Source organism: Comamonadaceae bacterium OTU4NAUVB1 (assembly GCA_024372625.1).
Lineage (GTDB): Bacteria > Pseudomonadota > Gammaproteobacteria > Burkholderiales > Burkholderiaceae_C > Variovorax.
On the sequence record CP099605.1, the window covers coordinates 2,936,897 to 2,962,762 of the forward strand.

Here is a 25,866-nt window from a genome sequence, read left to right on the forward strand (position 1 = left end):
CGACCCCGATCCCCGCTGCCCCGAGGCCCCGATGCGCGCCATGACGACCCTTTCCCACCTTGCGGCCGGCCGCGCGCGGCGCCCGGCCCGACGCGGCGCGCGGGCAGCGACGCTGCCGCTGCTCCTCGCGGCGCTGTCGATCGTCGGCGGCGCGGCCCGAGCGCAACGCGCCGATGCCGTCGCGCCCCCGGGCGTCGTCGTCGCGGCCGACTGCCCGCGCAGCGCCGACGAACTGGCCCCCGAGATGCTCCACGGCCGCTGGGAGGCGCGCTTCGAGGACGGCGTCGCGCCGGCGCTGGCCGTGCTGCGGCTCGCGCGCCACCCCGAATACGCCGGCAGCGTGCGCGGCACGCTGACGCGCCCGCCGGGCTCGACCGCGCCCGGCGCCGACGCGCAGGTGGCCGGCGACGTCGACGACGCCGGCGTGCTCACGCTGGACGAATCGGCCGACGGCCGCGCCATCGACGCGGTCTGGTCGGCCGACCTGGAACCGGGCTCCTGCGGCCGGTCCTTCCGCGGCAGCCGGCGCGACGCGCGCGACGACAGCCTCCGCACCTTCGTGCTCCAAAAGACCGACGACCGCCCATGACGACGATGCCCGCTCCACTCCCCGCACTTTCGTCGGACCGGCCGCGCCGGCGGACGCGATCGACCCGCGCAGTGTTCGCCGGCCTGGGCCTGGCCGTGGCGGCGCAGGCCCAGGCGCAAACCGACGCCGGCCGCGCCGCGCCGGGCCCGGTCGCCGCCCCCGGCCTGAGCTGGCAGGCCTGCCAGCGCCTGGACGACAGCAAGGAAGCGCGCCTGGCGTGCTTCGACCGCTGGGCGCAGGAGCAGCAGCAGCTGCCGGCGGCAGCGCCCCTGCCCACGCAGCCGCTGGCCGCGACCGGCGTGCGCCCCGCCGTCGCGCCGACCACCGCGGCGGCCGCGGCGTCGGCCGTCCCCGGCAACGCCGCGCTCGCCAGCGCGCAGCCCGTCGCCGACCCGGCCGTGCCGCTCAGGCCGGTGATCGTCGTGGCGGCCAGCGAGGGCTGTCGCGACCGCCAGTACTCGGCCTTCTCGCGCTTCTGGGAGCTGGAGGAAGGCAGCGACTGCGGCACCTTCGGCTTTCGCGGCTACCGGCCGCTGAGCGTCTCGGCCACCGCCGCCACGGACCGGCCCGACACGCCCACCTCGCCCTCGGCCGGCCACACCGGCACGCCCATCGCCTACCAGGCCAACGAGATGCGCATCGGCCTGTCGGTGCGCACCAAGCTCGCCCAGGGCCTGCTCACGGGCAACGACCCGCAGCGCAAGGACTCGCTGTGGTTCGGCTACACCCAGCAGTCGAGCTGGCAGCTCTTCAACGGCGCGATCTCGCGCCCGTTCCGCAGCACCGACCACGAGCCGGAGATGATGTATGTTTATCCGACCGACCTGACCCTGCCCGGGGGCTGGCGCTGGCGCTACCTGGGCGCGGGCATCGCCCACCAGTCCAACGGCCAGACGCTGCCGCTGTCGCGCAGCTGGAACCGCACCTACCTGATGACCGGCGTCGAGCTCGACAGCCGCTTCCAGATCGCCGCGCGGTTCTGGAACCGCATCGCCGAGGACCCCGCCAAGGACGACAACCCCGACATCGCCGACTACATCGGGCGCGCCGAGTTCATCGGACGCTGGAACTTCGACCGCGACAACACCTTCGGACTCACGCTGCGCAACAACCTGCGCAGCAACGGCCACGGCTCGCTGCGCCTGGAGTGGCTCAAGGCGCTGGGCGACCCGGTCACCAGCAACCTGCGCCTGCACACCCAGCTCTTCCACGGCTACGGCGACACCCTGGTCGACTACAACCGCAAGCGCACGGTGCTGAGCATCGGTCTGAGCCTGGTGGATTTCTAGCCGCTTCGCCGGGGGTCGGCGACACGTTCCTACAGGCGCGAAAAGCGAACTGCGGAAGACTGGGTGTCTTTCGCACGGATCGCTCCCCGAGATGTCCCCGCCGTCGTCCCTCGCCCCCTTCGTCCCCTTCGCCTGACCGATGCCCTGGCTCAAGCTGTTCCACGTGAGCGCGGTCATCGCATGGGCCGGATCGCTGTTCTACCTGACCGTCGCACTGGCGCTGGCGAGCCGCGAGACCAGCCCGGCGCTGTTCTCCAACGCCCATCGCCGCACCCTGCTGCGCGGCCTGTTCGTCGGCGTCGCGACCCCGGCGGCGCTGCTGGCCATCGCCTCGGGCACGGCCATCTTCATGCTGTACGGGCCGCTCGCGCCCTGGCTGATCGCCAAGCTCGGCGTGGTCGGCCTGCTGGTGCTCGGCCATGCGTCCTGCGGCCTGCTGGTGCTGCGCGTCGAGCGCCAGGACAGCCCCTGGACGAAGGCCGCCTACGCCGTCTGCGCGCTCTCGCTGCTGTGGTTCGCCACCATCGCGTGGCTGGCGCTGCGCAAGCCGTTCTGAGGCCGCCGCGATGACACCGCCACGCCCCCGTCTAGTCGGACGTATCGACCGCCACCGCGTGCTCGTAGACCAGCCGTCCGCCCAGGTAGGCCGCCAGGGCGATGAAGGCGGCCGTCACCCCCGTGATGCCGGCGCCCCACGGCACCACGTTCGCGCCGGGCTCGCCCCCCAGGCGGAGCATCCAGTTCATCGAGGCCATGGACAGCATCATCACGGCGATGAGGGCGTGGCCCCAGGCCGTCACCAGGCGCCGGATGCGCCCGACGGTGATCAGGTCGACCAGCCCCGCCACGCTGGCGCCCCAGCCACCCAGCGCGCCGACGCCGGACAGCCACAACCCCGCGCGCGCCCAGAACGGGTCGCCGTTCCAGACGTAGGCCGCGTCGGCGCCCACCAGGCCGATGAGCGCCGCCACGGGGAAGTGGATCAGCATGGGATGCAGCGGATGGCCGGCGATGGCGGCGCGGCTGAGGATCGGCTCGTCGGTCGGGCCGCCGGCCGAGAGGGTGGAGGAGATCACGGGGGACGAATCGGGAGGGGTCGCGCTCGGGGTGCTCATGCGGGCATTCTGACCCGCGCCACCGGGGTGGCCGTCCTGTGCGGGCTTGCCGCCTGCGCCGGTCCGCAGTCGGTGCTGGACCCGGCCGGACCGTCGGCGGCGGCGATCGCCACGGTGTGGTGGTGGATGTTCGGCGTCGCCGTCGCGGTGCTCGCGGGCATCTGCGCGATCTGGTTGCTGGCGATGCGCCCGCGCGCCGAGGCGCTCGACGAGGACGCGGCGCGACGCGTCCAGCGCCGCTGGCTGGTCGGCGGCGGCCTGGTGCTGCCGGGCGCGAGCATCGTCGCGCTGCTGGTCTTCGGCTCGCCCTCGGGCTTCCACCAGCTGCCCCTGCCCGGGACCGGCCCGGCGCCGCTGCGCGTGGACGCCATCGGCCACCGGTGGTGGTGGGAGATGCACTATCCGGCCAACGGCGTTCGCCTGAGGAACGAGATGCGCGTGCCGGTCGGCCGCCCCGTCGACGTGCACACCCAGAGCGTCGACGTGATCCATTCGTTCTGGGTGCCGCGCCTGGGCGGCAAGCTCGACGCGGTGCCCGGTCGCACCCTGGTCGTGCGCCTTCAGGCCGACCGCGCGGGCACCTACCGCGGCCAGTGCGCGGAGTTCTGCGGCGCCGGCCACGCCCACATGACCATGACCGTGATCGCGATGGAGCCGGCCGATTTCGACGCCTGGCTGCGGGACGGGCGGGCGCAGGGCGAGCCCGCGCCCGACACCGTCCGGGAGACCGCCGGCGACGGCAGAGGAAGCACGAAGCGATGAGCAGCGACGGCGGCGACGCCACCCCTTCCTCCACGGCGTCCGGCGCCCCCGGGCGCGACGCGCTGCACGACCGGCTCGAGCAGGTCTGGGGCAACCCGCGCGGCTGGCGCGCGCTCTCGGTGGTCAACCACTCCACCATCGCCAAGCGCTTCATGGTCACCGGCGGGGTGTTCTTCGTGCTGGCCGGGCTGCTGTCGATGCTCATGCGCGCGCAGCTGGCGCTGCCCAACCACGACTTCATGGGCGCGGAGGCCTACAACCAGGCCTTCACCATGCACGGGACCATCATGATGTTCCTGTTCGCGGTGCCGATCCTGCAGGGGCTGGCGGCCTACCTGCTGCCCAAGATGCTGGGCGCGCGCGACCTGGTGTTCCCGCGCCTGTCGGCCTTCGGCTACTGGTGCTACCTCTTCGGCGGGATCATCTTCTGCAGCAGCCTGCTGTTCGGCCTGGCGCCCGACGCCGGCTGGTTCATGTACACGCCGCTGTCGAGCGACGTCTACACGCCCGGGCTGAACTCCGACTTCTGGCTGCTGGGCATCACCTTCGTCGAGATCGCGACCATGGCCGCGGGCATCGAGATCGCGGTGTCGATCCTGCGCACGCGCGCCGCGGGCATGTCGCTCGAGCGCATGCCGGTGTTCGCGTGGTCGATGCTGGTGACCTCGCTGATGATCGTGGTGGGCTTCCCGCCGCTGATCCTCGGCTCGATCCTGCTGGAGCTGGAGCGCGCCGCCGGCTGGGCCTTCTTCGACACCCTGCGCGGGGGCGACCCGCTGCTGTGGGCGCACCTGTTCTGGCTCTTCGGCCACCCGGAGGTCTACATCGTCTTCCTGCCGGCCGCCGGCGTCATCTCGACCATCGTGCCGGTGTTCGCGCGCCGCCCGCTGGTGGGCTACCGCTGGGTGGTGGTCTCGCTCATCGCCATCGGCTTCATCAGCTTCGGGCTGTGGGTGCACCACATGTTCACGCTCGGCATCCCGGCGCTGGGGCAGGCCTTCTTCTCGGCGGCCAGCATGCTGGTGGGCATTCCGACGGGCGTGCAGCTGTTCGCCTGGATCGCCACGCTGTGGACCGGGCGGCCGGTGTGGCGCGCGCCGATGCTGTGGGTCGGCGCCTTCCTGACGGTGTTCGTCGCCGGCGGCCTCACGGGCGTGATGCTGGCGCTGGTGCCCTTCAACTGGCAGGTCCACGACACGCACTTCGTGGTGGCGCACTTCCACTACGTGCTGGTGGGCGGCATGCTGTTCCCGCTGATCGCGGGGGTGTACTACTGGCTGCCGCACTTCAGCGGGCGGATGCCCTCGGAGCGGCTCTCGAAGATCGGTTTCTGGGTCACCTTCGTCGGCTTCAACGGCACCTTCCTGGTCATGCACTGGACCGGCCTGCTGGGCATGCCGCGCCGCGTCTACACCTACGACACCGGCCTGGGCTGGGACGTGCCCAACCTGATCTCCTCGGTCTTCAGCTTCCTGATGGCCTTCGGCGTGGCGACGGTGCTGCTGGACATCGCCCTGCACTTCCGCTTCGGGCGCAAGGCGCCGCCCAACCCGTGGGGCGCCGACACCATGGAATGGGCCATGGCCATGCCCGCGCCCTCCTACAACTTCGCCAGCCAGCCCGCCCTGCCGCTGCGCCATCCGCTGTGGGACGCGCCCGAGTTGCCCCAGACCATCGCCGAGGGCCGCCACGCGCTCGCCGACGCCAGCCACGGCCGGCGCGAGACGCTCGGCAGCGACCCCGTCAGCGGCCGGCCGCGCGAGGTGTTCCACCTGCCGGGCAGTTCCTGGCTGCCGCTGGTGGCGAGCCTGCTGCTGGCGGCGCTGTGCATCCTATTGCTGCTCAAGCTCTACGTCGCCGCGCTGGCGACCGGCCTGGTGGTGGCGGCGGTGCTGCTGCGCTGGTCGTGGCTCAACGGGGGCCATCCGTGCATGAGCGGCACCGAGGCGGCCGACCTGCCCGACGGCCTGAAGCTGCACACCCACACCTTCGACGGCCCCGGCCTCTGGGGCATGGGCCTGACGATGCTGGCGGACGCGTCGCTCTACGGCTCGCTGGTGTTCGGCTGGCTGTTCCTGTGGACCGTGGCGCCCGCGTGGCAGCCACCGGCCGCCTCGCCGGTGGGCACCTGGCCGCTGCTGGGCGTGGCGCTGCTGCTGGGCGCGGGGCGCTGGTCGATGCACGGGGTGGTGCGACGCCTGCGCGGCTGCCGGGACGCGGGGGACGGGAAGGGGGACGAGAACGGCGACGACAAGGGCAGCGGCACGGACGCCTCGACGGTCGCGCGCGCGGCGCCCGCGCTGCTCGGCAGCCTGTGGGCCGCCGCGGGCTGCGCGCTGGCGGCCGCCGCCGGACTCGCCGCGCTGCTCGCGCTCGCGCCGCTCGCACCCACGCGCAGCGCGCACGACGCCATGCTCGCCTTCCTGCTGTCGTTCCTGCTGCTGCACACGGCGCTGGCGCTGGTGCTGTCGGTGCTGCAGGCGCTGCGGGTGCGGCGCGGCCACGTCGGCGCGGCCGCGCCCTACGAGCCGGTGGTGGTGGCGTCGTTCTGGAGCTTCACCGCCGGGGCGGCGGCCGTCGCCTGGCTGGCCTTCGCGCTGCTGCCGCTGGCCTTCGCTCACTGAACGCATCGCACCACAACGACCATGTCCAGCCCCCCCGCCACCGCCCCGCGCCCCGCGCCTTCGACCCGCGCGCCGCGCGTCGCCTGGCTGGCGCCGGGCCATCCGTGGCAGCTGGGGCTCGGACTGGCCGCGTGGTCGGTGTGGTTCGTGGTCGTCTACGGCGGCCTGTCGGTGGGCTGCGCCGTCGCCGCGCCGGACGTGGCGCGCCGCCAGTTCAACGCGATCAACGGCGCGCTGCTGCTGGTCACGCTGGTGCTCGTGCTGTGGCTGGCGCATGCGTCATGGACCTGCGCCCGCGCGGCGCGCCGGTCGCCGGGCACGGACACCGGACCGGCCGCGGCCCGCGCGCGCCCGGGCCGCGGCACCGAAGCCGGCGCGGCATCGCCCGGCGACGTGCCCGACGACGCCGCCACGGTGCATTTCATCGCCAACGCCGCCGCCTGGCTCTATGGCGTGGCGGCCGTCGCCGCCGTCTTCGTCGGCGCGCCGATGCTGGCGCTGTGGCCGTGCATCTGACGCCACCGCCACGCGCTGGCCTCGGCGCGGCGCTCGCGCTGCTGCCGGTGGCGGCTCTCGCGCACGGCAATGCCTTCACGGGCGAAGGCGCCCACGCGCCCATCTGGCTGTCGCAGGGACTGTTCGCCATGGCTTGGCTGGGCTATGGCTTCGGCGCGATGCGCCGGCGGCCGACCTTCGCCGGCCGAGCCCTGTTCCACACGGCGATGCTGGTGGCGGGACTGGCGCTGTTCGGCCCGTTCGACGACTGGGCCGAATCGAGCACCGCCTTGCACATGGTGCAGCACATGCTCCTGATCCTGGTGGTGGCGCCGCTGGCGGTGCTGGCCCGCCCGCTCGCGCAGTGGCGCTCCGCCATCGGGCCGGCGGCCGATGCCGCGTGGCGCCCGTTGCTGCGCCTGACGCGCCATCCCGGCGCCTGCGCGCTGCTGCACGCCGCGGCGATCTGGATCTGGCACGCGCCGGGGCCCTACATGGCCGCGGTGTTCGACAACTGGCTGCACGTGGCCGAGCACGCGTCCTTCCTGTTCACGGGCTGGCTGTTCTGGTGGTCGGTGCTGCGCGGCGGGCGCCAGGGCACGCTGGCGGCGGCGTCGGCGCTGCTGTTCACCGCCATGCACACGGGCGCGCTGGGCGCGCTGCTGACCTTCTCCACCCGGCCGCTCTACTGGCGCGAGTCGCGCGAACTCTGGGACCAGCAGCTCGCCGGTCTCGTGATGTGGGTGCCCGGGGGATTCGCCTACCTGCTCGCGGCCGCCTGGGCGGCGTACCGGTGGCTGCAGGCTCGGCAGCATGAGTCTCATGCGACGTCGCGCGGACGGCCCGACGCCCCTCATCCACCTCGCCAGGAAACGCACCCATGACCCCCGAGATCGACCACGAGAGCGGTACCGCCATCAGGATCGAGGCCTACGACGGCCCGGTCGGAGGCTGGGGCTCGGCCACCTCGCTCGCGCACCACGTCAAGCACCACGAGGCCTTCGGCGCCCTGCCCGAACTGGTGCGGCAGAACAAGGCCGACGGCTTCGCCTGCACCAGCTGCGCCTGGGCCAAGCCGGCCAAGGCCCACACGGCGGAGTTCTGCGAGAACGGCGCCAAGGCGACCTTCGCCGAACTCACCAGCCTGCGCGCCGGCGTCGACTTCTTCGAGCGCCACACCGTGACCGAGCTGCTCGCGTGGCCCGACCACGACCTGGAGCACGAGGGGCGCCTGACCGACCCGCTGCGCTACGACGCCGGGCGCGACCGCTACGTGCCGGTGGCCTGGCACGAGGCGTTCGCGGACATCGGCCAGCGGCTGCGCGCCCTGAAGGACACCGGCGGGCCGGACCAGACGGTCTTCTACGCTTCGGGCCGGGCCTCGCTGGAGACCTCCTACATGTACCAGCTGTTCGCGCGGCTCTACGGCACCAACAACCTGCCCGACAGCTCCAACATGTGCCACGAGAGCACCTCCGTGGCGCTCAAGGAGGCGATCGGCGTGCCGGTGGGCACGGTGCGCCTGGAGGACTTCGAGCACACCGACTGCCTGCTGTTCTTCGGCCAGAACGTGGGCACCAACAGCCCCCGCATGCTCCATCCGCTGCAGGAGGCCCGCAGGCGCGACGTGCCGGTGATCGTCTTCAATCCGCTGCGCGAACGCGGGCTGGAGGCCTTCACCAACCCGCAGAGCCCGATCGAGATGGCCACGCGCTCGGAGACGCGCATCGCCACGCAGTACCTGCAGGTGCGCGCGGGGGGCGACATCGCCGCCATCGCCGGCATGTGCAAGGCACTGCTGGACCTCGACGACACGGCCATCGCCGAGGGCCGGGCACGGGTGATCGATGCCGACTTCATCGGCACGCACACGCACGGCTTCGAGGATTTCGCGCGCTTCGTGCGCGAACAGGACTGGACGCGGCTGGAGACCGAATCCGGGCTGTCCCGCGTGGCGCTGACCGAGGCGGCGCGCACCTACGCCAAGGCCAAGGCCGTCATCGGCGTCTACGGCATGGGCCTCACGCAGCACAAGCTGGGTGTGGACAACGTGCGCATGCTGGTCAACCTGCTGCTCATGGGCGGCCACATCGGCCGGCGCGGCGCGGGCGTGTGTCCCGTGCGCGGCCACTCCAACGTGCAGGGCCAGCGCACGGTGGGCATCTCGGAGAAGCCCGAGCTGGTGCCGCTGGACCAGCTGGCCGGGCAATACGGCTTCGAGCCGCCGCGCCACAAGGGGCTCAACACGGTGGAGGCCTGCGAGGCCATGCTCGAAGGCCGCGTGAAGGCCTTCGTCGCGCTGGGCGGCAACTTCGTCCGCGCGGTGCCCGACCACCACCGCATGGAGCCGGCCTGGCAGGCGCTCGAACTCACCGTGCAGGTCGCCACCAAGCTCAACCGCAGTCACCTGCTGCACGGCAAGGTGGCCTACCTGCTGCCATGCCTGGGGCGCATCGAGCGCGACGTGCAGCTCGGCGGCGTGCAGACCGTGACGATCGAGGACAGCACCGCGCGCATCCACGCCTCGCGCGGCCACCACGCGCCGGCGAGCGCGCGGCTCCTGTCGGAGCAGCGCATCGTCGCCGGCCTGGCCAAGGCGACGCTCGATCCCAACCCGAAGGTCGACTGGGACGCCTGGTGCGCCGACTACGCGCTCGTGCGCGACGCCATCGAGACCACCTACCCGAAGGACTTCAAGGACTTCAACGCGCGCATGCACCAGCCCGGGGGCTTCCCGCGCCCGCTGGCCGCGACCGAACGGCGCTGGGAGACGAAGAGCGGCAAGGCCGAGTTCAAGGTGCCCGCGGCCCTGCACGCCGCCTTCGAGGGCGACGGTGGCGCCGACGTGCTGCGCCTGGTCACGCTGCGCAGCAACGACCAGTTCAACACCACCATCTACGGCTACGACGACCGCCTGCGCGGCATCGACGGCACCCGCGAGGTGCTGCTGCTCAGCGCCCTGGACATCGACCGGCTGGGCCTGGTGAACGGCCAGCGCGTCACGCTGGCCAGCGCGGCGGGCGACGGCATCGAGCGCGAGGTGAAGAACCTGCGCGTGACGGTCTACGACCTGCCCCCGGGCACCTGCGCGGCCTATTTCCCGGAGTGCAACCCGGTGATCCCGCTGGCGCACTACGCCCAGGAGAGCAAGGTGCCGGCGGCCAAGTCGGTGCCGGTGCGGGTGCGCGCGCCGGCCGCCTGAGCACGGTCCGGGCACCATCCCGGACCCGGGCCCGGACGGGTCAGTCGGCCGGTCGCAGGCGACCGTCCTCGTCGATCAGCGCGCCGGCGGCGACGCTGGCGTCGATGGCGAGGTCGACGCGGCTTTCGGCCGGTGGCGTGTCGGGCGCCGCGCCGGTCAGTCCGCAGACCGCGTCGGCCACGTCCTTGCGCGTCGCCGCGCCGGTCTCGCGCAGCACGTGGTTGACGAGGTTCGACAGCTCCTCGACGCAGACGTCGCCGATGTCGCGGCGCGAGGACGGCACGGTGTCCCCGGCCACCCGGGCCACGTCCGACGCGCCGGGATCGGCGCCCGCGGGCCAGTAGAAGCGCTTGCCGAGACCTTCCCCCGGCGCCGGCTCGGTGGTGCGGGGCACGTCGTCCGGCACCAGCGCGCGCAGCCGGTCGGCCAGGCGCGGGCTGACCCGCTCCAGGCCCCAGGCGCGTGCCACGCGGGCGAACAGGACGGCCTCGGGCAGCGGGCCCTCGACCTCGGCCACCTCGCGCAGCTGCGCGGCCAGCACGAGTTCGGACTCCTCGTCGAAGAACGAGGCCGGATCGTTGGCCGGCAGCGCGGCCGGCGCGTAGACCGCCAGGACGGGACGCGCGACCGGCTCGGGCGCCACGGGATCGGCGGGCCCGGCGCCGGCCGGCACGGCCTCCGCACGATCCGCGTGCACCCCCGCATCCGCATCCGCATCCGCATCCGCACCTGCACCCGCGTCCATGGCCATGGCCGTGCGCGCGACGTCGCCCGCGCCGGCATCCGCGTCCACGTCCGGGTCGATGCCCGCGTCCGCGACGGCGGCCGACGCGCCCGGTACCGCCGGCGGCGCGGCGACCAGCCCCTCCAGCAGCTTCACGACCTTGGCGATCTCGCCTTCCGCGTCGAGCCACCAGTCGGTCGACCAGATGCGGTGGATCTTCCAGCCGAGCCCTTCGAGGACGTGCTGGCGCAGCCGGTCGCGGTCGCGCGCGGTGGCGCCGGAGTGGTAGGTGCGGCCGTCGCACTCGATGCCCACCAGGTAGCGCCCCGGCGCGCGGGGGTCGACCACCGCCAGGTCGATGCGGTAGCCCGAGCACCCGACCTGCGGATGCACCACCCAGCCGCGCGAGCGCAGCATGCCGATCACGGCGACCTCGAACGGGCTGTCCGGGTCGAGCCCGGTGGGCAGGCTGCGGGCGGACAGCGCGCGCGCCCCGCCGATGGCGAACTCCAGATAGTGCTTGAGGTCGCGCACGCCGGCCGCGCGCACGCGGGCCAGGTCGATCTGCTCGGGCAGCAGGGTGCTGAAGATCACCACCGCCTCGCGCGCCCGCGAGATCGCCACGTTCAGGCGGCGGTGGCCGCCCTCGCCGTTGAGCGGGCCGAAGTTCATCGTCATCTTGCCGGCCGCGTCGGGGCCGTAGGTGATCGAGAAGAAGATCACGTCGCGCTCGTCGCCCTGCACGTTCTCCAGGTTCTTGATGAAGAGCTTCTCCTGGGTCCCCTGCGAGCGCGCGGCGATGGCGCGGTCGAGCGCCGGCTCGGCGCGGCGCCGGGCGTCCAGCAGGGTCTCGATGAGCGCCTGCTGGGGCTGGTTGAAGGTCACCACGCCGAGCGTGAGGTGCGCGCGCGCCGCGTCGAGGTGGTGCGCCTCGATGGTGGCCACGATGGCGTCGGCCTCGGCGCGGTTGGTGCGCGAGCCGCCGCGGTCGTAGACGCCGGCCACGCGCTCGAAGCGCACCGCCACGTCGTCGGTCACGGGCGAGGGGAAGGTCACCAGCTGCGAGTCGTAGTAGGTGACGTTGCTGAAGGTGATGAGGCTCTCGTGGCGGCTGCGGTAGTGCCACTGCAGGCTCAGGCGGTTCATGCCCGCGCCCAGGCACTCGTCCAGGATGCTCTCCAGGTCGCGCACCTGCTCGTCGGCGGGCACGCCCTCCTCGGGCTCGGCGGACTTGTTGAAGAAGTTCGTCGGCGGCAGCTGCTTGGGGTCGCCCACCACCGCCAGCTGGCGGCCGCGCGCGATCACGCCCACCGCGTCCCACACCGGGATCTGCGAGGCCTCGTCGAACACCACCAGGTCGAACGGCGCGTAGCCCGCGTCGAGGTACTGCGACACCGACAGCGGCGACATCAGGAGGCAGGGCTTCAGGCGCGGCAGCAGCGTGGGCAGGGCCTGCACCAGCTGGCGCACCGGCATGTGGCCGCGCTGCTTCTGGCGCTCGCGCCGCAGCCGGCCGAGTTCGCTGTCGGCGCCCGCCGCCGCGCCGCCGGCCGCCGGGATGCGGCCGGCCAGCGTGGCGGCGATGTAGCGCTCGGTGAGCTTCTGGAAGCGCGCGTCGGCGGCGCGGAACTCGCGGATCTTGCGGTCGTGGTCGGCGCTGGAGAAGCCGCGCAGGACCGGGTCGCGGTCGATGGTGCGCTTGAGCCACCAGGTGCGGTAGCTCACCTCGAAATGCGATTCGACCTCGCCCAGCGCGATGGCGCCCGCCTCCACGTCGCCGACGACGCCCTGCAGGCCGAGCGCGATGGCGGCCTCGCGGGCGCTGCGCCACAGGCACCACGGCTGCAGCAGGCGCCGCGCGCCCTGCCAGGTCTGCATCAGCGCGCGCAGGCGTTCGAGGGCGCCGTCGGCGTCCTCGTCGCCCGCGAGCGGCGCCACCGGCTGCGCCAGCGCCTCGACGCCCGCCAGGCACCGGCGCAAGTCGAGCCAGGCCTCGCGGTAGCCGACCAGCGCGCGGCCGGCCGTGCCGCCGGAGGCCAGGTCGGCGCGTCGCTCGGCCACCAGGGGCCGCAGCGCGGCGCGCAGCGCCTCGCCACGCGCCGCGTCGCCGCCGGCCAGGCGCGCGACGGCCTCAGCGAAGCGCCCTGCCCAGGCCTCGTGCGCGGCGAGCGCGGCCCAGTCGGTGTCGGCGCCGGCGTAGGCGTCGTCGAGCAGCGCCTGCGCATCGGCCTGCGCGGCGCGCAGGAAGGCGTCCTCGTCGTTGACCTCGCCGAGCGGGCCGAGCATGGCGCGCACCTGCTCGGGCGCCGGGCGCCGGCCGTCGGCGCGGAAGCCCGAGAGCCGGCCCGTGATCGCGCGCTGGGCGAGCAGCGACTTCGGCCACCAGGTCGAAGTGGCGAGCGACCATTCGCCCAGCAGCTCGACCGCGTTCAGCTTGGCGAGCGTCGCGCTCCAGCCGTCGCCCAGGCGCAGCCAGGCGGCGTTGCGCGCCGCGCCGTGGCGCGCGAGCGCCTGCAGCCGCGCGCGCGTGGGCGCGTCGTGCGCCTCGCGCGCGAGGCCGGTGGGCACGCCGGGCGCGGCCAGCAGCAGGTCGGCGAGCTCGTCGAGCAGGCCGTGCGCGCGCAGGCCCATGCCGCTCGCGCCGATGCCCAGCTGCGCGGCCAGCGTGGCGGTGCGCTCGCGCAGCACCGTGGCGGCGCGCTCCAGCGCCTGCGCCTGCGCCATGAGCTCGTCGCCCCAGCCCGGCGACCAGTCGGGCCGCCCGACGCACGCGAGCGGATGGCCACGCAGGTCGCCGAGGGCGCCGGCGAGCGCCTGGATGCGGCGCGCCGCCTCGCGCAGGCGGTCGAGCGCGGCGCGGTCGTGCACGAGCGGATCGCTCCAGGGCATCGAAGCGGTGCGCTCGCCCGTGTGCGCGATGGACGTGCCCATGGTCTCGTGGACGGTCAGGCCGTTCGGATGTTCGCGGTGCAGGGCGTCGACCAGGCCGTTGAGGTCCTGGCGCAGCACGGCCAGCCGCTCGGCCTCGCGCGACCAGTCGTCGGCGGTGCGCTGGCCGGCCAGGTCGAGCGAGCCGGCGAGCTGCTGCAGCACCTCGGACTTCTTCGACTTGGACGAGTGCAGTTCGAGGCAGAACGGCCCCAGGCCGATGTCGGCGAGGCGCCGGTGGACGACCGACAGCGCGGCCATCTTCTCCGAGACGAACAGCACCGTCTTGCCCTTGGCCAGCGAGTGCGCGATGAGGTTGGTGATGGTCTGCGACTTGCCCGTGCCGGGCGGGCCCTCGAGCACCAGGTCGCGCCCGGCGTCGATGGCGCAGATGGCCTTGAGCTGGGACGAGTCGGCCAGCAGCGGCGCGAGGATGTCCTGCGGGCGGTGCGTCTCGTCGAGGCGCTCGAACTCGGCCGGGTCGTGGGACGCCTGCGCGAAGGCCTCGCCCGGGTGGTCGATCAGGTGGCGCACCACGCGGTTGGCCTTGAGCTGCTCGGTGCGGTCCTGCAGGTCGCGCCACATCAGGTACTTGGTGAAGGAGAAGATGCCCAGGTGGGCCTGCTCTAGCACCTCCCACTTCGGGATCTCCGCCACCGCCAGCCGGAAGGCCTGCAGCACGCGCGCGACGTCGACGCCCTTCTCGTCCACGGGAATGGCGTCGAGCCCCGTCACGCGCAGCTCGAAGTTCGTGCGCAGCAGCTGCAGCAGGGTCGGGTTGACGATCGCCTCGTCGTCGTGGCGCGCCAGCCGGAAGCCCGCGCGCACCGACTGGCGCTGCAGCGTCACCGGGATCAGCAGGATCGGCGCGGCGTGCACCGTCTCGGCCTTCTCGTCCTCGGTCCACTGCAGCAGGCCCAGGGCCAGGTAGAGCGTGTTGGCCCCGCCCTCCTCCAGCCCGATGCGGGCGGCCGCGTGGATGGCCAGCAGGTGGCCGTCCAGCGCCTCGGGGGCGACGCGCGCGAGCAGTTCGCGCTGGCCCAGCGCGTCGAGCGCCATGTCGTCGAGCGGCGCCCGGCCGGTGCCCCGGCTGGCGTGCACCTGCGCCACGCGCGGATCGAGCCCCTCCATCAGCGTCGGCAGCGCCCGCAGGTGGAAGTCGCGGCCCTCGGCCAGGGCGTCCTCCAGCCGCGCGAGGTCGGGCGCGACCAGGTGCAGCGTCGCCTTGGTCGGCTTGAAGTTCAGCAGCCTGTTGCGCAGCGTCAGGTCCAGCAGCTTCGACTTCCACTGGGCGAGCCGGCCCTCGGGCGTGTCATCGGCCGGGCCGTCGAGCGCGACGAGCGTGTCGGCGTCCAGCGCGGGCAGCGGCGGCGTCGGCTCGATCGCCGCGGGCGGCTCCTCCCCGGCCTCGCCGGGCGCACCGTCGCCCGGGGCCGGCGCGCGCGAGGGCAGCGGCTTGATCTGCAGCTCGCGCGCGCGGTGGATGTCGATGGCGTAGCGGAAGCCGTCGTCGTCGCGCAGGTGCGCCAGGCCCTGCTCCATGGCCACGCGCAGCGACGGCCGGATGCTGTGGTGGTGGGCCACGCCGGTGGTCTCGAAGACCAGCAGCTCGCCGCTGTCCACGCGCTTGCGCACGGCCTGCACGTCGTCGGTCAGCGGATCGGCGAAGCTCGCCGGGTGAAGCCAGACACCGACCCAGGCGTGGCCTTCCTTGACCAGCACCACCGGGCGCAGCCCGGCCTGCTCGAAGGCCGAGGCGAACAGCATCGCCAGGTCGAGGCAGGTGGCGACGCGGTGCGCGAGGATGCGGTCGGGCGTGCGGATCTTCTGGCCGTCGCTGCCGAAGGAGGCCGGCGGCTCGACGTACTGCAGCCCCTCGGCGCCGAGCGTGCTGTAGATCGCCGAGACCTGCTTCCAGACCGTGTCGCGGCTGCGGGACTGGTAGCCGTTCATCGACAGCTCGCCGTGCGCCTCGCGCAGCAGGCGCGAGGCCTTGCCCACCAGGGTGTCGACCGCCGGGTTGTTGGGCATGCAGAAGGCCGCCAGCAGCTCGGGCAGCGCGCGCGTGCCGGCCCACTGGTCGTGGGCCAGCACCTCCACGGGACGGGCCTCCCGGGCGATCTCCACGCCCTCGGTGCTCACCGTGACCTCGATGGCGGCGCGCACCGATTCCCCCAGGTCGCCGAGCCAGGCGTGGTCGGGTCGCAGGTCCACCGGCGCGAAGCGGCGCGTCTCGCCCGGCGCCAGGCGGTCGAAGCGCAGGCGCGCGCCCTGCGCGAAGGGCGGATTGCAGGCGATGCGCACCTCGACGTCGGCCAGCGCGCGGGGACCGCGGTGCGTCAGCCGCAGCGAGCGCAGCACCGGCACGGCGTTCTGGATGGAGGCATGGCCGAGCGTGGCATCGGCCTCGATGGCGATGGCGATCACGGGGTCGGCATCGTCGCGGATCGCATTGGCGGCGGGGCCGGGGACATCGGGCGCCACGTTCGCCCCGGAGGCCGTGGCGGGGGCCGCGACGGCCACGCCGCCGAGGGACGCGGCGCGCTCGCCTGCCGTCGGAACCGGGCCTCGGCCCGGTTCGTCTTCTTGTTTGTTCATCAATCTGCTTGGGGGATCGTTCAGGCGGGCCGACCCGGAAGAAAAACGGTCGTGGCCATCGGCGCGCGAACATCGCTTATACCGTCGCCAACGCGCGAAAACGGTGCGTCTTCGCATCGACCCCGCGTTTTTGGCGGTCTCCCCGTCTTCCACCCCCACGGCCTCTGCGCAAACCCATGTTCCTCGCTTCGCTGCAATCGAATCCCTGGGCCTATCCGGCGCTCGAAACCCTCCACATCCTGGGCATCGCCCTGCTGCTGGGCAACCTGGTGGCGCTGGAGGTGCGCGTCTGGGGCGGTGCCGCCTCGCTGCCGGTGCTGCCGCTCGCGCGGCTCTCGCTCGGCCTGGCGGCGGTCGGCTTCGCGCTCGTCGCGGCCAGCGGCCTGCTGATGTTCGCCACGCAGGCGGCCGAACTGCTCGCCCACCGCACCTTCCTGCTGAAGATGGGGCTGCTGACGCTGGCGGGCTGCAACGCCGCCTGGTTCCACGGCCGCGGGTCGCTGCGCAAACTCGACCCGACGGCACGGCTACAGATGCTGGTGTCCACTGCGCTCTGGCTCGGCGTCCTGGTCTGCGGACGCTGGCTGGCCTACTGAGACCGATCGTCCCGTCCATCCGACACAAGGAGCCCCGCCATGCCGATCCCGCCGCCTTCCCCCCTCCGCATCTCCGCTCCCGCATCGTCCCGCCGGCGCTTCGTGCTCGCCGCCGCCACGGCGGTGGCCGCGCCCCTGGCGACCTCGCTCGCCCGGGCGCACCACGGCTGGAGCGGCTTCGACCAGGCGCGCCCGATCTACCTCGAAGGCCGCGTCGTGGCCAGCCGGTGGCAGAACCCGCATGCCGAACTGACGCTGGAGACCACGCCCGGCCTCGCCGTGCCCGCCGACCTGGCGCGCCGGCCGGTGCCGGCCCAGGGCGCCGGCGTCGACGGTCCGGCGCTGCTGGCGAAGGCGACCGTGCCGCGCCGCGCCGACCGGCGCTGGACCGTCGAGCTCGCCCCGCTCACGCGCATGGGGGCCTGGAACGTGGCGGAGATCAAGCCCGGCGAGCGCATCGCCGCCGTCGGCTTCACGACCCAGGACGAACGTGGCGAGACCGCGGTGATGCGCGTGGAGTACCTGTTCGTGGGCGACAAGGTCTACGGCCTGCGCTCGAGCCCGGCCTGAACACGCGGCCCGGGCGCGACCGGCCGCGCTTGGCCGTTCAGTGCAGCTTCACGCGCGGTCCGGTGCCGCGCGTGAGGGCGCGCGAGGCCGTGCCCAGCGCGGTCTTCCAGACGCCGTGGATGGCGACCTCGTGCATCTTGAAGAGCGACTGGTACATGGCCCGGGCGAACAGCCCCTCGACCCACAGGTTGCCCCCGACCAGCCCGCCCATGAGGTTGCCCACGGGCGAGCTGTCGCCCAGCGACACCAGCGAGCCGAAGTCGCGGTACTGCCATTCGCGCATCGGCTGCCCGCGCAGGCGCCGCGCCAGTTCGCGCGCCAGGTGCGAGGCCTGCTGGTGCGCGGCCTGCGCCCGGGGCGGCACGTTGCCGCCGTGCTTGAGCCAGGGCGCGGCGGCGCAGTCGCCGATGGCGAAGACCGCCTCGTCGCGCGTGGTCTGCAGCGTCGGCCCGACCACCAGCTGGTTGAACGGGTTGGTCTCCAGCCCGCCCAGGTCCTTGAGCCAGCCCGCGGCCTTCACGCCCGCCGCCCACACCACCAGCTGCGCCCGCAGGAAACGCTCGCCCGCGAGCTGCACGCCGTCGTGCGTGACCGCCGTGACGCGCGTGCCGACCATCACCCGCACGTTCATGGTCCCGAGCAGTTCGGTGGCCGCCTGCGCGATGCGCTCGGACAGCGCCGGCAGGATGCGCGGGCCGGCCTCGATCAGGTGGATGCGGATGTCCGTCTCGGGGTCGATCCGGTCCAGGCCATAGGACACCAGCGTGCGCATGGAACGGTGCAGCTCCGCGGCCAGCTCCACGCCCGTGGCGCCGGCGCCGATGATGGCGATCTCCACCAGCCGCGACTCGTTCTGCGTGCCCCGCACGTGCGCGCTCATGCAGGCGTTGACCAGCCGGCTGTGGAAGCGTTCGGCCTGCTTGGGCGTCTCCAGCGCGATGGCGTGCTCGGCGACGCCGGGCGTGCCGAAGTCGTTGGTCTGGCTGCCGGCGGCGAGCACCAGCGTGTCGTAGCCGCGCTCGTAGGCCGGCGTGATGGGCAGCCCCTCGTCGTCCTGCGCGGAAGCCACCAGCACCTTGCGGCGCGCGCGGTCCAGGCCGGTGACCTCGCCGATGCGGTAGCGGAAGCCGTGCCAGTGCGACTGCGCCAGGTAGTTGGTCGCGTGGTCGTTCACGTCGACGCTGCCGGCGGCGATCTCGTGCAGGTGCGGCTTCCAGAAATGGGTGCGCGCCTTGTCGATCAGGGTGACGTGGGCCTTGCCCGGCTTGCCCAGCCGGTCGCCCAGCCGGGTCGCCAGTTCCAGTCCTCCGGCGCCCCCGCCGACGATCACGATGCGGTGCGGTTGCTCGACTTTCACGGAGGACCTCTCAGACCGGAAGATGGTGATTCTTTTCGCGCCGCGCCGCGCCCATGGCACGGCGCGCGGCCGTGCAGGGTAGCGTGGCCGGCAGACCGCGTCCAGCGCGCTTCACCGCATCGCGACCCCGTGCCGATAGCGTCGGAGTTTTGCCCGCGAACCGTGGACAACTGTGTGGACAACCTTGTGGGCTGTCGCCGGGATCGTTGTCCGGCGCGGCCTGCGACGCGATGCCCGCGAAATCAGCATGTGGACGGTGCCGCGGACGGCGGCGGCGCGCGCGTCGAGGCGGACCGCCGGATCAGGTCAGGAGCGGAAACGCCACGGCGCCGGCCGGCGTGGCCCAGTCGCGCACCAGTTCCGCGACGATGGCGTTGGTGCTGGTCAGGCGCACGCCGCCGAGCGCCATGCGGCGGTAGCTCATGTCCTCGGCGATCCGGCTGGACGAGCCGCAGGCGTCGGCCACCACCTGGACGTCGAAGCCCTCGGCCACCGCGCTGATGGCGGGCCCCACCATGCAGACGTCGGTGGTGACGCCGGCCATGACGAAGTTCTTCCTGCCGGTGCGCCGGCAGGCATCGGCGAAGGCCGGATCGTCCCATGCGTTGACGATGCCCGTGCGCCGGATGCGCGCGGCGAAGGCCTCGGGCAGCACCTCGCGCAGTTGCGGCATGAGCGGTCCCTGCGCATCGACGTTGGTCTCCTGGCTGGACGTGAGCACCACCGGGAGCCCGACGCCGGCGGCGAAGCGCGCCAGGATGACGACGTTGCGCTGCAGCAGCGCCAGCGGCGTGGAGGTGGCCCAGGTGTTGGTGCCCACCTGGTGATCGATGAGGATGACGGCGGTGTCGTCGAGCTGAAAGCGTTTCATGGCGAAGGACCCCGGTCGGGGCGTTGGAGGAAGGAAGACCTCCATGGCCACGCCACCGGAGGCGGCGGCAATTGTGACGATCTGCAACGGCAGCGCCTTGCGGCGATGTCTGAATCGATCCGTTCCACCGCCGATGCCGCGCCCTGGGGCGGACCCGACGGAAACCAGCGCCCTGAAATGCGAAAAACCCCTGATCCGGTGAAGGATCAGGGGTCTTGGAAGGTGGTGGCCTGGGTCGGAATCGAACCAACGACACGCGGATTTTCAATCCGCTGCTCTACCAACTGAGCTACCGGGCCATGAGTGCAGCCAGCGATTATACAGCGTTGCGACGCCCGCGCGAGAGGTCGACACCGAGTTGCTTGAGTTTTCGATACAGATGGGTGCGTTCGAGACCCGTCTTCTCGGCCACGCGCGTCATGGAGCCGCCTTCCATGGCCAGATGAAACTCGAAATAGGCCTTCTCGAAACCGTCGCGCGCGTCGCGCAGGGGACGGTCCAGGTCGAAGCTCTGGCGCGATTGCGGTCCGGCATCGGCGGCCACCGGCAGCGAGGTCACCGGGAAAGCCGCCGCCGAGGGCGTGATGAGCGTGCTTTCGCTGCCCGAGGTGGTCACGGCCGCGGAGAAACCGCTGGCCGGCGGCACCACGTTGGCCGCCGCGCGCCGCGCGCTCTCCCGCGCCAGTCCCTGCTCGACGGCCTTGAGCAGCTTGGCCAGTGTGATCGGTTTCTCCAGGAAGGCGAAGGCGCCGATGCGTGTCGCGTCGACCGCCGTGTCGATGGTGGCGTGGCCGCTCATCATGATGACCGGCATGCTCAGGAGGCCGGCGGTCGACCATTCCTTGAGCAGCGTGACGCCGTCGGTGTCGGGCATCCAGATGTCCAGCAGCACCAGGTCGGGACGGGCGCGCTGGCGCGCGGCACGCGCCTCGGCGGCGTTCTCGGCGAGCTCCACGTGGTGGCCTTCGTCATTGAGTATTTCGAACAGCAGGTCCCGGATGCCCAGTTCGTCGTCGACCACGAGAATATTTGCCATGAATGCTATCGATGCCTGTGCGCTGTTTGAAGAGCGCCTCGTCGATGGCGCTCAGCCGATGGATGGTCTGGCTTCGTCGGTGTGAGCGAGCGCTCCCGGCGGCTCTTCGGCCAGCGCAAATGATAGCGAGACTTGCGCACCGGTCGTCACGCCGTCGGTAACACGATTCGACAGCTCGATGCGGGCGCCGTGCTCCTCGGCGATCTTCTTGACCACGGCCAGGCCGAGCCCGGTGCCCTTGGTCTTGGTGGTGACGTAGGGCTCGAAGGCGCGCTTGAGGATGTGCTCGGCGAAGCCGGGGCCGGTGTCCTGCACCGTCAGGCGCACGCGCCGGCCCGAATCGCCCAGTCGCGTGCGCAGCGTGACTTCGCCGGCGCGGCCGGTGGCGGTCATGGCGGCCTCGGCGGCGTCCTGGGCGTTCTGCAGCAGGTTGTGGATGATCTGGCGGATCTGCTGGGCATCGCCGCGCACCGGGGGGCAACGCTCGTCGAGCTCGCAGCGCAGCACCACGGGCAAGGTGTCGGCGGCGTAGAGCTGCAGCACGTCGGCCACCAGCGTGTTGAGGTCGACGGGACGCAGGTCGGCCGCCGGCAGGCGCGCATAGTCGCGGAATTCGTTGACCAGCCGCTTCATCGCGTCGACCTGGTCGACGATGGTCTTGACCGACTTCGTGAGGATCGCCTGCTCCGGCGGCGCGACCTTGCCCGAGAGTTTCATCTCCAGCCGCTCGGCCGACAGCTGGATCGGCGTGAGCGGGTTCTTGATCTCGTGCGCGAGCCGGCGCGCGACCTCGCCCCAGGCCTGGGCGCGTTGCGCCGAGGCGATCTCCGAGATGTCGTCGAAGACCAGGAGGCGCTCGGCCCCGGGGAGTTCGGCGCCGCGCGCGACCAGGCTGATGGCGTCCTGCTCCATGTCGAAGCTGCTCGCGCGCAGCTCGAAGGCGTGCTGCCAGTGGTCGAGCCCGTGCTGGATGCGTTCGACCTCGAAGTCGTCGAACTGCTGCTGGACGTTGTGCGCGAAGTCCGCCAGACCCGGCACGTCGCGCAGCGGGCGCCCCTCGAAGGCGGCCAGGGGCGCGCGCAGGACGCGGGTAGCCCCGGGATTGGTGGAGAGCACGGTGCCGGCGGCGTCGAGCACGATCACCCCGGACGTGAGGTTGTCCAGGATGGTCTGCAGGTTGCCGCGCGCGGCGTCGAGTTCGCCCACGGTCTTCTCCACGGCCGCGCGCGCGTCGGCGAGCTGCTGGGTCATGACGGCGAACGAGCGCGTGAGGCCACCGAGTTCGTCCTTGCCGCGCAGCACCGCCGTCGGACGCAGGTCGCCGGCGGCGACCTGGCGCACGCCGTCGGCCAGCACCAGCAGCGGCCGCGCGAGGCCGTTGCCGAACAGCACCGCCAGCAGCACGGCACCGAACACCGCCAGGAACAGGCACAGCGTGAGCGTGCCGATGTACATGCGCCGCAGCCCCTCCCGCGCGAGCGAGCGTTCCTGGTATTCGCGGTTGGCCTCCTGCACGGCCAGGGCATTGGCCACCACCGCCGGCGGCAGCGGCAGCGTCACCTGCAGGTAGCGCGGCTCGGTGTTGAATTCGAAGCCCGGGCGCTGCACCAGCGCCAGCGCCCGCACGACCGCGCTCGGCGGCGCGGCGCCCTGCACCGCGGGCGCTTCGTCCAGACCCTCGATGTGCGCGATGGGGCGATCGGCGCGCACCTGCCGAAACTGCTGCTGCGTCGGCCGCTCGGGATTGAGCTGGAAGCGCGAGGCGCCCGCGCCGGCGACGACCTGACCGGTGCCGGTCCACAGCACGACGTCGCTGGCACCGAGCTGGTCGCGGATGCGCTCGAGCGCCAGACCGGCGCTGGCATCGGCCACCTGCGAGAGCTGGCCGCTGGCCGCGCGCGTCTTGACCGCCAGGTCGTCCGAAAGCGAGTCCAGCGTGGCTCGCCCGAGGTTGAGGCCGGCGTCGAGCGCGCCCTCGACCTTGACGTCGAACCAGCTCTCGATCGAGCGCGAGACGAACTGGTAGGAGACGAAGTACACCAGCACGCCCGGCACCACGCCCACCAGCGCGAAGATGGCCGCCAGCTTGATCAGCAGCCGGCTGCCGAACTTGCCCTGTCGCAGCCGGCGCACCAGTCGCACCGCGACCCAGCCGATCACCAGCAGCAGCAGCGTCGCGACCACCACGTTGATGCCGAAGAGCCGGGTGTAGTTCTCCTCGTAGAAGACACGGTTGTTGGTCGATACCGCGAGCAGGAACATCAACACCAGGCCGATCGCCGTGACCAGCGCCGCGATCACGCCGATGGTCCAGCGCACCGCCTTGGCCCGGCGCGCGGCGCGCGGCACGCTTTCCCCCGCGCCGGCGGGAACCGGTGACGGCCCGCGCTGCGGCGTCATGACGCCTTCTCCAGCGCCAGGCGCGCGCTGCGATCGACCGAGATGTCCCAGTCGGCCAGGCCCACCACGCCGATCTGGAACGGCCGCGGCAGCTGGGAGGTGTCGAGCCGGAAGCGGAACGCCACGAGGTAGGTCGTGTCCTCGGCGATCTCTCCGGCATCGCCCAGGCGCAGCCGGCCGATGCGCCTCACGCCCTCGAGCGCGTCGTCGAGGGTGTCGAAATTCTGGTTGAGCTGGACGCCCAGTCCCGCGCTCCCGTTGCCCGCGACCGCGTTGACGCGCCAGCGGCGCGTGAGGGGCTGGAAGGCCAGGCGCACCTGGCGCGTCGACTGGGCGACGCGGCGGTCGGTCCAGTACCAGCGCTCGCGGTAGACATCGGCCTCGGCGACGAAGTGGATCGCGATGCCCTTCTCGAGCACCTCCTGGATCAGCAGCGGCAGCTGGAAGTCGACATGCGCGTTGAGGTAGATGCCGTCGTCGCCGCGTTCGAGCCGCATCTGCGTGATGGTGGCGTTGTGGGGCGTCTGTGCCCGTGCCCGCGTCGGCGGCACGGCGATCGAGGCGACGACGCCCAGGAGCAGCAGGCCCTGGAGGACCTCGCGCCGCCCACGCGGCTGGGCGCTCGCCGACGGAGAAAGGTCAGCGTGAGGTCTTTTCGAGCAGTGCGTAGAAGAAGCCGTCGTGGTCACCGAGGGCATTGTCCGGGACGCCGTGGGCATTCGCGCCCGACTGCGGCAGCAAATGCCCCGGCGACGGCTTCAATCGCGCATCGGTGTTGTGTGCAAGGAACGACTCGATCTGGTGCGAGCCTTCGTCGCGGAACACCGAACAGGTGCAATAGAGCAGACGACCGCCCGGACGCACCAGGGGCCACAGTGCGGCCAGGAGCATCGCCTGCTGCAGCGCGAGCTGCCCGGTGTCGCTCTCGCGCCGCAGCCAGCGCACGTCCGGGTGGCGCCGCACGATGCCCGAGGCCGTGCAGGGTGCGTCGAGCAGGATGGCGTCGAAGGGCGTGCCGTCCCACCACGTGGCCGGACGACCGGCATCGGCCACCCGCACCCGTGCCTCCAGGCCCAGGCGGGCGAGGGTCTCGCCGATGCGCTGGCTGCGCACGGCATCGACTTCGATGGCCGTCACCTCGAGCGGCACCGCGCCGGCCAGTTCGAGCAGGTGCGCGGTCTTGCCGCCGGGCGCCGCGCAGGCGTCGAGGACGCGCAGCGGCATGCCGGCGACGGCCGGCGCGAGGCCCTTCATGAGCAGCGGCGCGGCAAGCTGCGCCGCCGCGTCCTGGACCGAACTGTCACCCGCCCCGAACCCCGGCAGCTGCTGTACCGGGCGTGCCTGCGACAGCTGCAGCCCGCTCGCGCCGACCGGCATCGCGTCGACTCCGATGCCGCGCAGGGCCTCGAGGTAGGCCGCGACGCTCGTCCTGCGCGCATTGACCCGCAGGGTCATCGGCGCCTGCCGGTTGCTCGCCTGCAGCACGCGCTGCCAGTCGCGCGGATGGTCGTGCCGCAGGCGCTCGATCCACCAGCGCGGGTGGTTCCACTGGGCGACCGGCTCGTGGTCCGTGGCGGCGACGAGTTCGTCGCGCTCGCGCAGGAACCGGCGCAGGCAGGCGTTGACGAAGCTGGCCTGCGCGCGCGTGGCCGGATTGCGCTTGGCGGCCTCGACCGCCTGGTCGACCAGCGTGAAGGGCTCGTAGGGCGCCACGGCGGGGTCCCAGGCGAGCGCCAGGGCGGTGCACAGCAGGGCATCGGCCTGCGGCGGCGGCGTGCGCTTGGCGAGGTGGCGGCGCAGTGCCTCGGCGCGACCGAGCCGGCGCAGCACCTGGAATCCCAACGACTGGACACCCGGGCGCAGCGCCGGCTCGATGGCCTCGAAGGCGACCGAGCCCGACATGCCGCCACGGATGGCGGCCAACGCGCCCGCGGTCAGCTGGAGCTGCCGCCACAGCGGCGGCTGCGCGACGGGCACGGCGGTGGAATGAGGAGGAGAGTCTTGGGACAAGTTGCGCCGATGGTAAAGGAGTCGAAAGACCGGCCGGTGCATCAGCGCAACGGTGCGGCGCCCTGCATCCGCATCACCCAGGCCACGAGCACGGCCGGGAACTGCCGGATCGCCCGGTTGTAATTCGCCACGGCCAGGTTGAACTGTCCGCGCGCGACCTCCGCGTCCGGCGAGGGTTCGGGCCATGCGATGGGCAGTCCGGCGGCCTCCTCGCCGACGGCGGCGGTGGCGAAGCGCACCACGGCGTCGGGATGCAAGGCCTGCCAGACCCCCAGCATCACGTGCAGCGCGGTGTCGAGCGCGGCCATGCGCTGTCCGTCGAGCGGGCGCAGACGCGTCGTCGCGAGCAGGGTCGACAGCTGGGTGGTGGTGGCCTTGAGGGAGACGTAGGCGGCCGCGCCGGGACCGGGCGCGACCGTGACCGCGACGTGCGCGCCGGAGGCCTCGACCGACGCCTCCCGGGGCACCCCGGCGGTTCCGGCGTGGGTCGCCAGCGCCGCCACGGCCTGCGCCTGGACGAAGTCGAGTTGCCGCACCAGCGCGGCATCGAGCACCGCGTAGGCCTGCAGCGTCGCCGAGCGCAGGCGCACCAGGCGGTTGTAGGCACCGACGAACCAGAACAGCAGCACGGCGGCGCCGACCCAGTAGCCGAAGGATTCGGGGACGTGGATCATGGCGGGAGCTCCTGTCGTAGAAACGC

The 25,866-nt window shown here is 72.7% G+C and carries 19 protein-coding genes and 1 tRNA gene; 10 read left to right on the forward strand and 10 right to left on the reverse strand.

What is annotated here, in order from left to right; all coding sequences use genetic code 11:
- The first annotated feature begins 40 nt into the window (after positions 1 to 40).
- The 3 genes from NF681_17165 to NF681_17175 all read left to right on the forward strand — a co-directional run bounded on the left by NF681_17165 (position 41) and on the right by NF681_17175 (position 2,434).
- Complete coding sequence (locus tag NF681_17165) at positions 41 to 589, forward strand: hypothetical protein (GenBank protein ID UST53994.1); 549 nt, start codon at positions 41 to 43, stop codon at positions 587 to 589.
- 5 nt (positions 590 to 594) lie between these two features.
- Positions 595 to 1,878 (forward strand): phospholipase A, encoded by a 1,284-nt coding sequence (locus NF681_17170; protein ID UST53995.1) that lies wholly within the window; start codon positions 595 to 597, stop codon positions 1,876 to 1,878.
- Between the two features lie 139 nt (positions 1,879 to 2,017).
- A complete protein-coding gene (locus NF681_17175) occupies positions 2,018 to 2,434 on the forward strand; it encodes a CopD family protein (GenBank protein UST53996.1) in 417 nt (138 codons plus the stop codon).
- Between the two features lie 31 nt (positions 2,435 to 2,465).
- Here the strand turns inward: NF681_17175 and NF681_17180 are convergent, their stop codons facing one another.
- Complete coding sequence (locus NF681_17180; GenBank protein UST53997.1) at positions 2,466 to 2,993, reverse strand: DUF2231 domain-containing protein; 528 nt, start codon at positions 2,991 to 2,993, stop codon at positions 2,466 to 2,468.
- 27 nt (positions 2,994 to 3,020) lie between these two features.
- Here NF681_17180 and coxB point away from each other — a divergent pair, with 27 nt between their 5' ends.
- Genes coxB through NF681_17205 form a run of 5 tightly spaced genes read left to right on the forward strand, consistent with a single transcriptional unit; the run spans position 3,021 to position 10,076 of the window.
- The gene (gene coxB, locus NF681_17185) at positions 3,021 to 3,755 is read left to right on the forward strand and encodes a cytochrome c oxidase subunit II (GenBank protein ID UST53998.1); all 735 of its coding nucleotides are present in this window, start codon (positions 3,021 to 3,023) and stop codon (positions 3,753 to 3,755) included.
- Entirely contained in the window at positions 3,752 to 6,379 is a 2,628-nt protein-coding gene (ctaD, locus tag NF681_17190) for a cytochrome c oxidase subunit I (GenBank protein UST53999.1), read from the forward strand. Before coxB ends, ctaD begins: the two co-directional genes overlap by 4 nt.
- 21 nt (positions 6,380 to 6,400) lie before the next feature.
- The gene (locus NF681_17195) at positions 6,401 to 6,895 is read left to right on the forward strand and encodes a hypothetical protein (GenBank protein ID UST54000.1); all 495 of its coding nucleotides are present in this window, start codon (positions 6,401 to 6,403) and stop codon (positions 6,893 to 6,895) included.
- Positions 6,886 to 7,758, forward strand: coding sequence for a cytochrome c oxidase assembly protein (locus NF681_17200; protein UST54001.1), 873 nt, complete (start codon positions 6,886 to 6,888; stop codon positions 7,756 to 7,758). The genes NF681_17195 and NF681_17200 overlap by 10 nt, the downstream gene beginning before the upstream one ends.
- A complete protein-coding gene (locus NF681_17205) occupies positions 7,755 to 10,076 on the forward strand; it encodes an FdhF/YdeP family oxidoreductase (GenBank protein UST54002.1) in 2,322 nt (773 codons plus the stop codon). Before NF681_17200 ends, NF681_17205 begins: the two co-directional genes overlap by 4 nt.
- A 40-nt stretch (positions 10,077 to 10,116) precedes the next feature.
- On the opposite strand, the gene NF681_17210 is transcribed toward NF681_17205, so the two are convergent.
- Complete coding sequence (locus NF681_17210) at positions 10,117 to 16,326, reverse strand: DUF3320 domain-containing protein (protein UST54003.1); 6,210 nt, start codon at positions 16,324 to 16,326, stop codon at positions 10,117 to 10,119.
- 176 nt (positions 16,327 to 16,502) lie between these two features.
- On the opposite strand from NF681_17210, the gene NF681_17215 reads away from it, so the two are divergent.
- Both NF681_17215 and NF681_17220 read left to right on the forward strand, forming a co-directional pair.
- Positions 16,503 to 16,922, forward strand: a complete 420-nt coding sequence (locus tag NF681_17215) for a hypothetical protein (protein UST54004.1) — start codon at positions 16,503 to 16,505, stop codon at positions 16,920 to 16,922.
- A gap of 39 nt (positions 16,923 to 16,961) precedes the next feature.
- Positions 16,962 to 17,492 carry a DUF6152 family protein gene (locus NF681_17220; GenBank protein UST54005.1) on the forward strand — a complete coding sequence of 177 codons (531 nt, stop codon included), beginning with the start codon at positions 16,962 to 16,964 and terminating at the stop codon, positions 17,490 to 17,492.
- 37 nt (positions 17,493 to 17,529) lie between these two features.
- Here the strand turns inward: NF681_17220 and NF681_17225 are convergent, their stop codons facing one another.
- From NF681_17225 to NF681_17260, 8 genes are all read right to left on the reverse strand, one after another.
- Positions 17,530 to 18,849 carry an NAD(P)/FAD-dependent oxidoreductase gene (locus tag NF681_17225; GenBank protein UST54006.1) on the reverse strand — a complete coding sequence of 440 codons (1,320 nt, stop codon included), beginning with the start codon at positions 18,847 to 18,849 and terminating at the stop codon, positions 17,530 to 17,532.
- 301 nt (positions 18,850 to 19,150) lie between these two features.
- A complete protein-coding gene (locus NF681_17230; GenBank protein ID UST54007.1) occupies positions 19,151 to 19,720 on the reverse strand; it encodes an isochorismatase family protein in 570 nt (189 codons plus the stop codon).
- A 223-nt stretch (positions 19,721 to 19,943) separates the two neighbouring features.
- Positions 19,944 to 20,019 (reverse strand) — tRNA-Phe (locus NF681_17235).
- Positions 20,020 to 20,036: 17 nt separating this feature from the next.
- A complete protein-coding gene (locus tag NF681_17240) occupies positions 20,037 to 20,756 on the reverse strand; it encodes a response regulator (GenBank protein ID UST54008.1) in 720 nt (239 codons plus the stop codon).
- A 51-nt stretch (positions 20,757 to 20,807) separates the two neighbouring features.
- Positions 20,808 to 23,156 carry an ATP-binding protein gene (locus NF681_17245; protein ID UST54009.1) on the reverse strand — a complete coding sequence of 783 codons (2,349 nt, stop codon included), beginning with the start codon at positions 23,154 to 23,156 and terminating at the stop codon, positions 20,808 to 20,810.
- Complete coding sequence (locus NF681_17250) at positions 23,153 to 23,845, reverse strand: DUF4390 domain-containing protein (GenBank protein ID UST54010.1); 693 nt, start codon at positions 23,843 to 23,845, stop codon at positions 23,153 to 23,155. Before NF681_17250 ends, NF681_17245 begins: the two co-directional genes overlap by 4 nt.
- The gene (rsmB, locus tag NF681_17255; protein UST55822.1) at positions 23,796 to 25,058 is read right to left on the reverse strand and encodes a 16S rRNA (cytosine(967)-C(5))-methyltransferase RsmB; all 1,263 of its coding nucleotides are present in this window, start codon (positions 25,056 to 25,058) and stop codon (positions 23,796 to 23,798) included. Before rsmB ends, NF681_17250 begins: the two co-directional genes overlap by 50 nt.
- Before the next feature lie 149 nt (positions 25,059 to 25,207).
- Entirely contained in the window at positions 25,208 to 25,840 is a 633-nt protein-coding gene (locus NF681_17260; protein ID UST54011.1) for a lema family protein, read from the reverse strand.
- Positions 25,841 to 25,866 lie beyond the last annotated feature (26 nt).

What these genes read in the sequence shown, in the direction of transcription:
- NF681_17170 (UST53995.1), top strand. Translation starts at nt 595, where the DNA reads ATGCCCGCTCCACTCCCCGCACTTTCGTCGGACCGGCCGCGCCGGCGG.
- NF681_17230 (UST54007.1), bottom strand. Translation starts at nt 19,720, where the DNA reads ATGAAACGCTTTCAGCTCGACGACACCGCCGTCATCCTCATCGATCAC.
- NF681_17165 (UST53994.1), top strand. Translation starts at nt 41, where the DNA reads ATGACGACCCTTTCCCACCTTGCGGCCGGCCGCGCGCGGCGCCCGGCC.
- NF681_17180 (UST53997.1), bottom strand. Translation starts at nt 2,993, where the DNA reads ATGAGCACCCCGAGCGCGACCCCTCCCGATTCGTCCCCCGTGATCTCC.
- NF681_17175 (UST53996.1), top strand. Translation starts at nt 2,018, where the DNA reads ATGCCCTGGCTCAAGCTGTTCCACGTGAGCGCGGTCATCGCATGGGCC.
- rsmB (UST55822.1), bottom strand. Translation starts at nt 25,058, where the DNA reads ATGTCGGGCTCGGTCGCCTTCGAGGCCATCGAGCCGGCGCTGCGCCCG.
- NF681_17195 (UST54000.1), top strand. Translation starts at nt 6,401, where the DNA reads ATGTCCAGCCCCCCCGCCACCGCCCCGCGCCCCGCGCCTTCGACCCGC.
- NF681_17215 (UST54004.1), top strand. Translation starts at nt 16,503, where the DNA reads ATGTTCCTCGCTTCGCTGCAATCGAATCCCTGGGCCTATCCGGCGCTC.
- NF681_17260 (UST54011.1), bottom strand. Translation starts at nt 25,840, where the DNA reads ATGATCCACGTCCCCGAATCCTTCGGCTACTGGGTCGGCGCCGCCGTG.
- NF681_17245 (UST54009.1), bottom strand. Translation starts at nt 23,156, where the DNA reads ATGACGCCGCAGCGCGGGCCGTCACCGGTTCCCGCCGGCGCGGGGGAA.
- ctaD (UST53999.1), top strand. Translation starts at nt 3,752, where the DNA reads ATGAGCAGCGACGGCGGCGACGCCACCCCTTCCTCCACGGCGTCCGGC.
- NF681_17220 (UST54005.1), top strand. Translation starts at nt 16,962, where the DNA reads ATGCCGATCCCGCCGCCTTCCCCCCTCCGCATCTCCGCTCCCGCATCG.
- NF681_17210 (UST54003.1), bottom strand. Translation starts at nt 16,326, where the DNA reads ATGAACAAACAAGAAGACGAACCGGGCCGAGGCCCGGTTCCGACGGCA.
- NF681_17205 (UST54002.1), top strand. Translation starts at nt 7,755, where the DNA reads ATGACCCCCGAGATCGACCACGAGAGCGGTACCGCCATCAGGATCGAG.
- NF681_17240 (UST54008.1), bottom strand. Translation starts at nt 20,756, where the DNA reads ATGGCAAATATTCTCGTGGTCGACGACGAACTGGGCATCCGGGACCTG.